The sequence below is a fragment of the Mesorhizobium sp. NZP2234 genome (genome assembly GCF_013170765.1).
GTDB classification, from domain to species: Bacteria; Pseudomonadota; Alphaproteobacteria; order Rhizobiales; family Rhizobiaceae; genus Mesorhizobium; species Mesorhizobium loti_D.
This window is the reverse complement of the sequence record NZ_CP033364.1, coordinates 3,462,083-3,474,472: the sequence shown is the minus strand read 5'-3', so window position 1 is coordinate 3,474,472 and position 12,390 is coordinate 3,462,083. Positions and strand designations below refer to the sequence as shown.

The following is a 12,390-nucleotide window of genomic DNA, read 5'->3' as shown; positions in this document are numbered from 1 at the left end:
GCCGTGGCCGCTAGCGCGACGCTCATCACCTTCGACAAGGTCTGGAAGAGCTATGGCCAGGGCGAAGCCAAGGTCCATGCGCTGGCCGGAGTCGACCTTGCCATCAGGCGCGGCGAATTCGTCGCCATCATGGGGCCGTCCGGCTCCGGCAAATCGACGGCGATGAACATCATCGGCTGCCTCGACACGCCGACGGCCGGAACCTACTCCTTCATGGGCGTCGACGCCGGCCGGCTCGACCGCAACCGCCGCGCCATGCTGCGCAACCTCTATGTCGGCTTCGTCTTCCAGGGCTACAATCTGCTGGCGCGCACCACGGCCGCCGAAAACGTCGAACTGCCGCTAATCTATCGCGGCGTCGCCGCCCGCGAGCGGCGCGACCTTGCCATGCAAGCACTCGCCCAGGTCGGCCTGGTCGGTCGCGAGCATCATACGCCGGCGGAACTTTCCGGCGGCCAGCAGCAGCGCGTGGCGATCGCGCGTGCCATCGTCACCCGCCCGACGCTGCTCGTCGCCGACGAACCGACCGGCAACCTCGATACCGCCCGCACGCATGAGATCATGGAACTGCTGACGAAGCTCAACAAGGAGCTCGGCCTGACCGTCACCATGGTCACGCATGAGGCCGACGTCGCCGAATATGCCGAGCGCACCATCCGCTTCCTCGACGGCCACGTCGCCTCGGACACCATGAATGTCGAGGTGGCCTGATCATGATCTGGGAAACCGTCCGCCTCTCGCTGCGCTCGATCCGCCGCAACGTACTGCGCTCGTTCCTGACGTTGCTCGGCATCGTCATCGGTGTCGCCGCCGTCATTGCGATGCTGACCATCGGCTCCGGCACCACGCAGAAGGTCAAGGCCGACATCTCCAAGCTCGGCAGCAACCTGCTGGTCGTCCGTGCCGGTCGCCCGGCCGGTCCCGGCGGCCCGGGCGGGCTCGACCAGGTGGTGCGGCCACTGGCGGAGAAGGACCTTGCCGCACTGGTCGCGCATCTGACCGGCGCGCGCGCCATCTCGCCGGCCTCGCAGAAGCAGGTCCGCGTCATCTTCGGCACCGAAAGCCTGACCTCCGGTGTCACCGGCACCGACAGCGCCTATCTCGACGCACGCGACTGGAAGCTGGTGTCCGGCCGCCCGTTCAGCGATTCCGAAACCCGCTCGGGCACCGGCGTCTGCCTGATCGGCGAGACGGTGCGCCAGCAGTTCTTTGGCGCCGGCGACCCGGAGGGCGAGATCATCCGCGTCAACCGCACCTCCTGCAAGATCATCGGCCTGCTCGAGCCCAAGGGCTATACGGGCTTCGGACAGGATCAGGACAATGTGGTGCTGATGCCGCTGCACGCCTATCAGCGCCGCATCGCCGGCAACCGCGACATCGACAACATCTACATCGCCGCCGACGACCGCACGCCGACCAGCGAATTGCAGCCGCGTGTCGAGGACATCTTGCGCGACGCGCGCCGGATCACGCCCGACCGTGAGAGCGATTTCGCGATCCGCGACATGACGCAGATCGCCGACGCCATGGCCAGCGCCACCACCACGATGACCGGCATGCTCGGCGCCGTCGCCGGCGTCAGCCTGCTGGTCGGCGGCATCGGCATCATGAACATCATGCTGGTCTCGGTCACGGAACGCACCCGCGAGATCGGCATCAGGCTCGCCATCGGCGCGCACGAGAAACATATCCTCATCCAGTTCCTGGTCGAGGCGACGGTGCTGTCGCTGCTCGGCGGCATCATCGGCATCCTGATCGGCCTGGCACTGGCCGGCCTCGCCTCGCTGACGCTGATGATACCCTTTGCGCCGAGCCCGGCCGTCATTCTGCTCGCCGTCGGCTTTTCGGCGCTGATCGGCATGGTGTTCGGCTTCTTCCCGGCAATGCGCGGCGCCAGGCTCGATCCGATCGACGCGCTACGGCACGAATAGGCAGCAGCTTCAACGGCTATCCCCAACCCTGGGGCGCTTGCCCGCGCGGCCGGGCACACGCCGCGCCGACAAGGCCTGTGAAAAACCGGGCAAGCTACACGTTGGCCGGGTCCGTCGTCCTGCCGATCACCCATTTCATCGTCAGTCCCTGCACGATGATCGAGAAGATCACCACCGCGTAGGTCGCGGCAGCAGCACGGGTTTGGCCGCGCTGTCCGGCAAGGACAGCGCCAGCGCCACCGAAACGCCGCCGCGCAGGCCACCCCAGGTCAACACGGGAACATATCCCGACGAGAAGGTCTGGCGTATCGCCAGCAGCGAGATCGGAATCAAGACGGAGACAAATCTAGCTGTTGGCGAAATGCCACTCGATCAGCGGCTTCATGTGCGGCGACAGCCCCTCCGGCAGGTCGGCGGCGTGGCGGATGATCACCGGTCCTTCGATCTCCGGATCGGTTTCGGCGGCAACGAAGGCCGAGATCCGGCGCGCGACCTCATCGGCCAGGTCATCGACATGATAGCGGCGGAAGATCACCGTGCCGCTTGCTGTCGACAGGGCGTGCCAGCGCACGCCGCGTCTGGCATCCGTCAGGTCGATACCGGTCTCTTCGCGCACCTCGCGGATCATGTTGAAATCGACATCGACCATCCCGTCGTGGAAATCGACAGGCTCGAACGAGCCGGCGGCGAAATAGACACGGCCGGCATTGACCGTCCGCGGCCCCATGCGGATCGCCACCAGCGCATTGTCGCCCGCCACCAGCACGGCATGGGCATAGGCGTGCTCGGCGCCGGAATTCTCCGGCCGCTTCCGCCAGAGCATGAAGGTGGAGTAGTTGACCGCATGGCAGCGGCCGACGAGGCGGTTGTCGCGCCAGGCAAGTTGCGACAGCAGCACCACCGTGCCGTCGAACAGCGCGGGATTGGCTGCCATCTCGCGCTGCCAGTTCTCGGCGATCGCCGCCGCATTATCCCTGGCGAAAGGATGCGGGCCGGGGTCGAGCCGGACGTCGACGGCATCGACAGCCAGGATGACATTGCGCGGCAGGTCGAAACTCATGCCAATCAAGCCCCAGTCCCTTTATCAAGCCATGTCCAGCGTGATCGCCACCGGGCAATGGTCGGACGCTTTCGGCCGGTCCCAGCCGGCACGCGGGAAGCGCTCGACCTCCTGGCCCGCCGGAAAGATCGTGCGCCAGGGCTGGCCGTTGCGGATGATGTCGGGAACGGCGGTGGCATTCTTCGCCGCCAGTCCCCTGGAGAGCAGGATGTAGTCGAGCTGGCAAAGATGCCGCTCTTCAGGCCCGCGTGTGTGATAGAAGGTCCAGCGGTTCATTTCCGGCCGCCGCTCGACGACATTTTCGCAGAAGCCGCCAGCCGTCAGCACGTCGATGCAGGACTGGTTCTCGTCGACCACCTCGAAACGGTAGCCGTCGACATCGTCGCCGGCGATCTTCACGCGCTGCCGGTAATCGTTCATGTCGCCGCAGATCGCCCAGCGCTTGTCGGCGGCATGGTCGCCACCGAAGCGCTCCTCGATGATCCGGCGCACGGCCAGCGCCTCGGCCATGCGCACCGGCATCGTCGCCTCGCGTCCGTCAAGCCCGTTGCGCGCCGGACCCATCGACTTGAAATGCACGAGATAAAGCGTCAGCGGCAGGCCGCCCACGGTGATGTCGACTTCCAGGCAGTCGCGCCGGAAAATGCGTTCATTGGCCTGGCTGCCGAGGGCCGCCAGTTCCGGCGTATGCAGCCCGAACTGCTCGTAGGTGACATAGGCATGGCTGGTCATGCGCACGAATTCGATCGGCTGTCCCTGCGCGGTCTCGTTGCGCATCATCACGGCGACGTCGATGCCGCGCGAATCATTGCCTGATGTGGTGTATTTCTGCCGGTAGCCCTGCCCCACCATCTTGAACAGGTAGCCATATTCGAAGGCCTTCAGCGCCTCGATGTTGTCGACCTCCTGCATGCAGATGATGTCGGCCCGGGTGGCGGCAATCGCCAACGCCGAGAGCTGGCGCGTGTCGTCGGACTGCGCGATGGCGCGGGCCTGTTCCAGCATCTTGTACTCGGCCTCGCTCTGGATATCGAACAGCGCCAGCGTCCGATCCTCGTTGAGCTGGTTGCGGTAGCCGGAAAAATCGAACCTGTTCATCAGGTTCTCGACATTGAAGGTGGCAAGGCGCAGCGACATGCCCTGACCTTTGCCTGCAAGAGCGCCAGAAAACAAGATCGCAGGACCACAAGCAGGGATCGGTTGGTCCTGACGGCATTCGCGCCATGGTTGACGGAACCTTTCCGTTCATCCGCCGTTCAGACGCTAACATCCACATTGGACCCATTCCCAGGGTAGGCGTGGGGCTGTATCTCTTGGAGAGTGCAATGAACTCGCTCTTTTCTTCCACCATCAAGTCCGGGCTGATAGCCCTTGGCATCGTCTCCGGCATCACGGCGCCGTCCGCCGCCGGACCGATCCTGCAGCCGGACCTGTCGCTTCCCACGAGCACCGCGGCGCCGACGGTCACGCCGGTTCGTGACAGCTGGGCCGGCGGCAACAACAATAACCGTGGCTTCAACGATGACTGGCGCTGGCGCCGGTCGGGCCATTGGAACGGAAACCGGCACTGGAATGGGGGCGGCAACTGGAACGGCGGCGACAACTGGCGCTGGCGCCATGGCCGTCGCCACTACCACGGCGGCTACTATGACGACGGCGCCGCCGCGGTCCTTGGCCTGGGCCTGGGGCTCGGCCTTGGCAGCATGTACAACAACTACAACAACTACGATTACTATGCGCCGCCGCCGCGCCGCTATTATCGCGCCGGACGGCTTTCCAACGCCCATGTGCAATGGTGCTACAACCGCTACCGGTCGTATCGCGCCTGGGACAACACGTTCCAGCCCTATAACGGTCCCCGCCAGCAGTGCTGGTCGCCCTATAGGTAAGTTGGCTGGACGATCCGGAAATGAAAAACGGCGCCTCACGGTGCCGTTTCTATTGTCGAGCGTGGATTTCGCTCAGGTCTTGGCCTTGTCGACCAGCTTGTTCTTCGAGATCCCCGCGCGCCCGCAGGCGAAGCCCGAGGACGCGCAAAGGCAAGAAACGTGGATCGGCTCAGTTCTTGGCCTTGTCGACCAGCTTGTTCTTGGAAATCCACGGCATCATCGCGCGCAGCTTGGCGCCGACTTCCTCGATCTGGTGGCTGTCATTCATGCGGCGGATACCCTTGAAGCGCGACAGGCCGGCACGGTATTCCTGCATCCATTCCGACGTGAACTTGCCGGTCTGGATGTCCTTCAGCACGCGCTTCATCTCGGCCTTGGTCTCGGCGGTGATGATGCGCGGGCCCGAGACATACTCGCCCCATTCGGCGGTGTTCGAGATCGAGTAGTTCATGTTGGCGATGCCGCCTTCATAGATCAGGTCGACGATCAGCTTCACTTCGTGCAGGCACTCGAAATAGGCCATTTCAGGCGCGTAGCCGGCTTCCACCAGCGTCTCGAAGCCGGCGCGGATCAGTTCGACCAGGCCGCCGCACAGCACGACCTGCTCGCCGAACAGGTCGGTCTCGCATTCCTCGCGGAAATTGGTCTCGATGATGCCCGAACGGCCGCCACCGACGCCGCAGGCGTAGGAGAGCGCCAGGTCGAGCGCATTGCCCGAAGCGTCCTGGTTGACGGCGACCAGGCACGGCACGCCGCCGCCCTTCTGGTATTCGCCGCGCACCGTGTGGCCCGGGCCCTTCGGCGCGATCATGACGACGTCGACGGTCGACTTAGGCTCGATCAGGCCGAAATGCACGTTGAGGCCGTGCGCGAAGGCGATCGCCGCACCGTCGCGGATGTTCGGCGCGATCTCGTTCTTGTAGATGTCGGCCTGCAGCTCGTCGGGCGTCGCCATCATCATCAGGTCGGCCCATTTGGCGGCGTCCGCGACGCTCATCACTTTGAGCCCGTCGGCCTCCACCTTCTTGGCGGTCGCCGAACCGGCCTTGAGGCCGATGGCGATTTCCTTGGCGCCGGAATCCTTGAGGTTGAGCGCATGCGCCCGGCCCTGGCTGCCATAGCCGATGATGGCGACCTTCTTGCCCTTGATCAGGTTGAGATCGGCATCACGATCGTAATAGACACGCATTTTGTCTTCCTTCCCGTTTTATGAATCAGAGGCCTTGCGGCCGGTTTTTGCTCCATGAAGAGCGAGAAACTGCTGCGTCGCCCGCGCGGCATCGCCGCCGATCGCCGCCTCAGTCAATTCCAGCCGGTCGCCTAGCAGCAGACGGATCTGCACGTCGCGGGCGACCAGCCCGAAAAAGGTACGGAACGCCGTCTCGGCATCCGTGAATTCCAAAAGCCCGGCCTGGCGCCCCGCCTCGAGCACCGGCTTCAGCCGCTTCGCCAGCGCGAAACGGCCGTTTTCCAGCACAACAGCGCCGAGATTGTCCTTGCCCGACCCGGCATGACCGACCGCCACCCGGTTGAGCGCGATCGAGGTGTCGCTGGAGATCACCTTGAGCCAGTCGGAGGCGAAGCGCTCGAGGCTTGCTGTCAGCGAGGCAAGGTCGAGCCCCTTGCCGTCGACGGAAGCCACGCGCACCTTGGAGGCCTGCCACTGCACGGTCGCCGTCAGCAGCCCGTCACGGTCGCCAAACCACTTGTACAGCGTTTCCTTGGAGCAACTGGCCCGCCGCGCCACGGCGGTCATGGTCAGATGATCGCCCTCCTCGACCAGCAGCCGCAACGCCGCATCCAGAACGGCCTTCTGCCGCTCCGTCAGCGCCTGGCTGTTGTCGATGTCGGCGTTTGCCAGCAACACGCTTTGTTCCTGTTCACAGGTAGAGGCCTTGGGGTCACCCGGAAGCCGTACCGTACGTTACGGTTCGGCATATTGCGCAATCCGATGCTCGGCGCAAGGGGATATGACGAAAATATCCGCTAGTATCCGCGAAACGCGCGCGGCGCCCATGCTCAATCGCCGGCAGGCGGATGACGCAGCCGGCCAAGCAGGGCCGACACCGTTTTCAGCTCGTCCGGTGAGAGCCTGGCGCCAACTAGTTCGGCGATCGACCGCCCGTAAACGGCCCACATCCGGCGGCGCGTCTCGCGCCCCTTGGCTGTGATGCGGATGGTCTGGCCGCGGCCATCGTCCGCCACCGGCAGCTTCTCGACCTGGCCGTCGGCCTCAAGCCGCGCCAGTAGCCGCGAAATGTTGTACTGTGCAAACAGGGTGCGCTCGATCAATTGAAATGGCCGCAAGCCCCCCTCGCCCGCCTCGGCCAGCTCATGCAGCACATCGTACCAGGCAAGCGGCGGCAGGCCGCCCTCTTTCAGGGCGTCTTCGGCACGCTCCACCAATTGGCGCGAAACACGCATCAGGCGAGCCCAGGCCTTGATGGCCTCCGGCGAAGGCGTGGCTTTCTCGGTCATGGCCTACCTTTAGGCGATAGATGCAAATGCATCAAGCTTGACGATCAATGCAATTGCATCTACATAGATGCAATTGCATTGACTATCGAAAGGCAAATCATGTCCGACAAACTCGTTCTCGTCAGCCATCCTCTGTGCCCCTATGTCCAGCGCGCCGCGATCTCGCTGGCCGAGAAAGGCGTGCCGTTCGAACGCGTCGACATCGACCTCGCCGACAAGCCTGTGTGGTTCAAGGCGATCTCGCCGCTCGGCAAGGTGCCGCTGCTGCGCGTTCAGCAAGATGGCAAGGAGACTGTGGTCTTCGAATCCGCGGTCATCCTCGAATTCCTGGAGGAAACGCAGGCCGGCGCGCTCCACCCGGCCGATCCCTACGCTCGTGCCCGGCACCGTGCCTGGATCGAATACGGCTCGGCCATCCTCAACGCCATCGGTCGCTTCTATTCAGCCCCGGCCGAAGCCGGCTTCCTTGCCGAATCCGGTGCGCTATCCGCCATGTTTGAGCGCCTCGAAGCCGAACTCGCTGACAACGCCGACCGGAGCGGCCCGTGGTTCGCCGGCAACCGGTTCTCGCTCGTCGATGCGGTGTACGGGCCGATTTTCAGATATCTCGACGCTTTCGACCGGATCGGCGATTTCGGCATCCTGGACGGCAAGCCGCGCGTCCAGGCCTGGCGGAAAGCCTTGAATGATCGACCGTCGATCAGGAACGCCGTGGCGCCGGACTATCCGCAACGCCTGCATGCCTTCCTGCAAGCGAAGGGATCTTTCCTGTCGAGCCTCATCCGCCGAAGCGATGCAGCCGGATCATTTGCGTTGGCGCGATCCGCGTGAGCGCCCGCGAGCAATCACTCGCCTTGGGCGGCCTCAGTTCTCGAACATGACAAAGGCGGCCCAGACCCTCGGATCCTGGGCGCCCGGTATCTTGCCTGCGCGGGCATCGCGGCGGGTCTGGCGAAGTGCTTCCGGATAGGTCTGTCCGTCGGCAAGATAACGGTAGAACCCGACCATGAAGGCGGCGGTACCGGCGTCGTCCACCGGCCACAGCGTCAGCAACGAGCGCTTGGCGCCGGCAATGTTGATTGCCGTCGGCAGGCCACGCAAGCCACCGACGAATGTCTCCTGGCCTCGCGCCGTCTCACAAGCGGACAGGACAAGCAGGTCGAGCCCCGACAGATCCCAGCTCATCAGCTCCATGCCATAGAGCCGGCCGTCATCATCGTCACGTTTCATCGACTGCCGGTCTCCGGCTTGCGACAGCACGACCTGGCTCTGCCAAAGGGCGTTCACGCCGCCCACCCCGCCCTCTTTCTCGTCACGATAAGCGCCGTGGGTGGCCAGATGCGCGACCGTCGCCTGCTCCATAGCCTCGCGCAGCGTCCGCTCCCTGGCCGCCGTTCCGGTCAGCATATGGACCGAATAGTCATCGGCGCGCAGGATCGAGGCGATCGCATCCACCTCCTTGCGGGTGCCCGGCAACGGCTCCGCCCCCTTTTCGGGACCTCGCGCATAGTCCAACCCGCCGGCCAGCAGGGCTCTGCCGGTCCTGGGAAGACTCTGGCCGACGCCGGCGTTCAGCAGCGATTCCGGCCGCGTCAGCATGCGCACGGCGAAGCGGTCATCAAGCGTCGCGCCCTTGCCGTCCTGCAGCAGGGGGAACGGCACCGAAAACAGTTTGCCGTCCGGCACCACGAAGAGCGTGTCGGCGCCACCGAGCGACGGCTCCAGCGGTCCGATCAGACCGGCATAAAGCCCGGTGAATGTGGCGTTCAGGTCGACCAACGTCACGGCACCGCGCTCCTGCGCGGAACGCGTCGACCTCAGGTTTGCCATGCGTGTTTCGCGAGCGGCCGGGATGAGCCTGCGCGGATCGCCGAGATCGTAGAGGCGCGGCTGCTGGTCCTTGCGTGTGACGATCGCATAGAGGCGCTCGTCTTCCAGCGGTTCGGCGCTCTCCCGATCCGCCCGCCACTTGCGGGTGATGAAGTAATCGATCAGCGCCTGGTTTGGCTTCAGCAGGGTGCCGGCAGAAGGTAGCGGCTTGTCCACCAGGCCCTGGCTGAAACTGTACTTGGCCATGGCTTTGGCGATGGCCTTCTGGTACGCCGCCTCAACCTGGTCGGGCTGCACCGCACCCGGATCATCGGAACTGTCACCACTGGAAGCCGCCTCCTGATAGGCCAGGGACAGCCGGATCCCGGCCTCGATCAAGTGCCGTGTCTCCAGATCGTTCGGATCGATCAGGCGGTATAGCCTGCGCAACAGGTCGCGTTTTTTATTTTCAAGCGTCGGCCAGCGGCGCACGGCTTCAGCAAACGCCGGCACCACCGACGCATTGTCCTTTGCGAGGCGCGCATAGTCGTAGAGCATGTCGTCGGCCAGGGCGCGGCTGGCCTCGGCAACGACGGGATTGCCTGATGTGCTCACCTGGAACCAATTCCAACGCAGCATGTCATCGTCGAGAGCAGCGAAATCGGCGGCCGCGGCGGCAGGATTCCTCCTTGCCTTGAGATTGGCCATCGCCTGGCGCGCGGCAAATGTCAGCGGATGCACCACCCCGTAAGTCGATCCGGCGACGCTATAGGCCCGTTCGAGTTGGGCCATGCTGCTTTCGGTGTCGCCCACGGCAGTGAAATGCGCGGCCAGCAGGTTGGCGATCTTGATTGCCAGTATCTCGGGATAGTTCGGGTCGGTGGTCAGTTGCCGCAACTGTGCCAGCGTTGGCTGATCGAGCGGCTGGACACCAGAGAGCACCCTGGTATAGAGCACCCAAGCATCGGCCTGTTCGACCAGATTGCCTTCCTGCTTGAGAACGACGGCAATGTCCCGGTTCTGCTGGAAGTGGCGCAAGGCCTCGTCGTATTTGCCAAGGTCCAGATAGTCCTGCGCGGTGTTGTTGGCGCTGACCAGAACGTTGAAGTGGTCCGGGCCGTAGTAGCCGATCCGCTTCTCCAGAACGGCCAGATCATAGTGCAAGGCGCGTGTCGGAGCTCCCATCTGGCGCAGCATGTCGGCCAGATTGTTCTGCAGTTTCCAGATGAAACGATCATCGGTACCGGTTACCTGCTCGGCCAACTTCAGATTGCGCTGCTCGATGTTGATGGCTGAAGCGATCTGACCGAACGCCGCGACCCCGGTCGCCAACACGTCGTTGGCATACAGGAGTTCCTGCGACTCCTTGCCGTGATAGTGGGCGTACAAGTTGGTGGCTGTCGCGCACATTGACACGAAGCCCTGATAATCCTTCTCCGCCTGCTTCAGCATTGCGTAGTTGAGATAAAAGTCGGCGCGCTTGGCGACATCCTGCCGCATGGCCCTCGTCTTCAGCCCCTCGGCAAAAATCTCCTCGGCTTCGTCGAGGATCTGGTTGTTGAGGAAAGTCGCGCCCGCGTTCGAGTAACTCTCCACGGTGAATTCGTAGAGGTCGCTTCTGGCGGTGGCGAGCAGCGCTGCCCGCAATTGCGCATAGCCTTCGTCGAAGCGTCCCGCGTCCATCATCAGTCTGTAGGCAGCGTCGATGCGGGCGGCCAGCGCGGCCTGGCCGTCCGATGGGTGCTGTTGGCCCGGCTGGCTTGTCGTCTGGGCGTATGCCTTCGGCATAGACAGCGCGACGATCAACATCGCCAGCATCGAAGCCGCAACGCGCATCAGGCCTCTCGGACCTCGGGCTATGGACATCACTGTGTTCACGCGGATCGGCTTGGCGAAAACTCTATGATGCAGTCGTACCATGACCTGGATTTTGTCCGAAATCCCATCGCGCTTCCCTCAGCCCTGCCCGCCTGAACGGATCGATCACCGTGCCGGCGACCATCGAAGCCAGAAGCCGCGGCGCCGGCGGGATCTTTGCGATGGTCGCCACCAGCCTGTCGCGGATGAAGGGCAGCGCCACGGAATCCGATTGGTAGAACGGCGTGAACGCCAGCGACAGCGCCTGGAACACACGCACGTGCCAGCGCCGCGCCTTGGCATAGGCCTCAAGTGCTGCCTCGACGCTCCGCGTGCGTGCCAGCGCATGGCTGAGCGCCGCCGCGTCGAGCAGCGCCATGTTGGCTCCTTGCCCAAGCTGCGGGCTGGTCGAATGCGCGGCATCGCCGATGACGGCCAATCTTCGGCCGACCGGAAGCTTCATCGTGTGGTGGCCGTAGCGGGCCAGCGACAATTGGTCGAAACTGTCGATCTGGCGGGTGAACGCCTCGCTTTGCGGCCACAGCCGCACCACCCTCTCCTTCCAGGCGTCGAGGCCGGCAGCGCGCACCGCGTCGGCATCATCAGGCTTCAGGCTCCAGAAGAAGGCCGCCATTTTTTCGGCGCCGGGCTCCGGCCGGCCGATCGGCAGCACGCCGATCATCACGCTGGCCTTGTCGTAGCGCTGCAAGAGCGCGTGCTCGTCAAACCCTTCGCCGCGCCAGCCGAGCGATGCCCAGAACGCGCCATAGCTGAGCGGCCGTGGCGCACCTGCATTGGCCACGCTCTGTCGCAGTTTCGAGCGTGAGCCGCTGGCGTCGACGATTAGATCGAACGGCCCTGCCCGTCGTCCATTGCCACAGATCAGCGTCGCCCGTTCGCCGGCCTCCATGGTCTCGATCTCGACGCTGGTCTCGATGACGATCGCCTCGCGCCGGGCGGCGCGAAAAAGCGTACCGAACAGGGCCGCCCGGTGCACCGCCAGCCCAAAACGGCGGCCGCGGTGGGCATCATAGCGAACGTCGAGCACGGTGCGGCCGGTCGAGGCATCGGCGCCATGCAGCCGGTCGATCCGAGCGCCAAGCGCCGTGATATCGTCGAGCAGGCCGAGATCGGCCAGAACCGTCAAGCCGGTCGGCTGCAGGATCAGCCCGGAGCCGACCGGCTTCGGCTTCTCGAAGCGCTCGAAGATGGTGACCCTGTGCCCTGCCCGCTTGAGATAAAGCGCCATGGCCAGCCCCGCCGGGCCGGCGCCTGCAATTGCGATGTCGTAGGAAATGCTGATGCCCCCAAGCCGAACTGGCCGGGACAATCCTTCAGCCGCTGTGCGAAATCAAGTCGCGGCGCC

At 64.3% G+C, this 12,390-nt stretch carries 12 protein-coding genes; 4 read left to right on the top strand and 8 right to left on the bottom strand.

The genetic code is table 11. The features are described from left to right. Positions 1-3 precede the first annotated feature (3 nt). Together EB230_RS17040 and EB230_RS17035 are read left to right on the top strand one after the other, a co-directional pair. Positions 4-711, top strand: coding sequence for an ABC transporter ATP-binding protein (locus tag EB230_RS17040; protein WP_056572959.1), 708 nt, complete (start codon positions 4-6; stop codon positions 709-711). A gap of 2 nt (positions 712-713) precedes the next feature. Next, on the top strand, positions 714-1,931 hold the full coding sequence (locus EB230_RS17035) for an ABC transporter permease (RefSeq protein ID WP_172373280.1): 1,218 nt from the start codon (positions 714-716) through the stop codon (positions 1,929-1,931). 168 nt (positions 1,932-2,099) lie between these two features. Here the strand turns inward: EB230_RS17035 and EB230_RS33050 are convergent, their stop codons facing one another. From EB230_RS33050 to EB230_RS17020, 3 genes are read right to left on the bottom strand one after another with little or no spacing between them, the layout of a single operon-like run. Beyond that, complete coding sequence (locus EB230_RS33050) at positions 2,100-2,264, bottom strand: hypothetical protein (RefSeq protein ID WP_155772525.1); 165 nt, start codon at positions 2,262-2,264, stop codon at positions 2,100-2,102. Positions 2,265-2,277: 13 nt separating this feature from the next. Further along, positions 2,278-2,991: a hypothetical protein gene (locus EB230_RS17025; RefSeq protein ID WP_172373278.1), complete on the bottom strand. Its 714-nt coding sequence runs from the start codon at positions 2,989-2,991 to the stop codon at positions 2,278-2,280. Positions 2,992-3,015: 24 nt separating this feature from the next. Next, a complete protein-coding gene (locus tag EB230_RS17020) occupies positions 3,016-4,128 on the bottom strand; it encodes an endonuclease/exonuclease/phosphatase family protein (protein ID WP_056572968.1) in 1,113 nt (370 codons plus the stop codon). A gap of 188 nt (positions 4,129-4,316) precedes the next feature. Between EB230_RS17020 and EB230_RS17015 the strand changes: the two genes are divergently transcribed. Then, positions 4,317-4,880: a BA14K family protein gene (locus EB230_RS17015; RefSeq protein ID WP_056572971.1), complete on the top strand. Its 564-nt coding sequence runs from the start codon at positions 4,317-4,319 to the stop codon at positions 4,878-4,880. 169 nt (positions 4,881-5,049) lie between these two features. On the opposite strand, the gene ilvC is transcribed toward EB230_RS17015, so the two are convergent. From ilvC to EB230_RS17000, 3 genes are all read right to left on the bottom strand, one after another. After that, positions 5,050-6,069, bottom strand: a complete 1,020-nt coding sequence (ilvC, locus tag EB230_RS17010; protein ID WP_010910140.1) for a ketol-acid reductoisomerase — start codon at positions 6,067-6,069, stop codon at positions 5,050-5,052. An 18-nt stretch (positions 6,070-6,087) separates the two neighbouring features. Beyond that, on the bottom strand, positions 6,088-6,747 hold the full coding sequence (locus tag EB230_RS17005; protein ID WP_172373276.1) for a TetR/AcrR family transcriptional regulator: 660 nt from the start codon (positions 6,745-6,747) through the stop codon (positions 6,088-6,090). Between the two features lie 152 nt (positions 6,748-6,899). Beyond that, positions 6,900-7,358 (bottom strand): MarR family winged helix-turn-helix transcriptional regulator, encoded by a 459-nt coding sequence (locus EB230_RS17000; RefSeq protein WP_056572978.1) that lies wholly within the window; start codon positions 7,356-7,358, stop codon positions 6,900-6,902. A 99-nt stretch (positions 7,359-7,457) separates the two neighbouring features. Between EB230_RS17000 and EB230_RS16995 the strand changes: the two genes are divergently transcribed. Then, positions 7,458-8,189, top strand: a complete 732-nt coding sequence (locus EB230_RS16995) for a glutathione S-transferase family protein (RefSeq protein ID WP_172373274.1) — start codon at positions 7,458-7,460, stop codon at positions 8,187-8,189. Positions 8,190-8,222: 33 nt separating this feature from the next. On the opposite strand, the gene EB230_RS16990 is transcribed toward EB230_RS16995, so the two are convergent. Both EB230_RS16990 and EB230_RS16985 read right to left on the bottom strand, forming a co-directional pair. After that, complete coding sequence (locus tag EB230_RS16990; protein ID WP_065005574.1) at positions 8,223-11,003, bottom strand: CHAT domain-containing tetratricopeptide repeat protein; 2,781 nt, start codon at positions 11,001-11,003, stop codon at positions 8,223-8,225. A 64-nt stretch (positions 11,004-11,067) separates the two neighbouring features. Beyond that, positions 11,068-12,354, bottom strand: a complete 1,287-nt coding sequence (locus EB230_RS16985) for an NAD(P)/FAD-dependent oxidoreductase (RefSeq protein WP_172373272.1) — start codon at positions 12,352-12,354, stop codon at positions 11,068-11,070. Positions 12,355-12,390 lie beyond the last annotated feature (36 nt).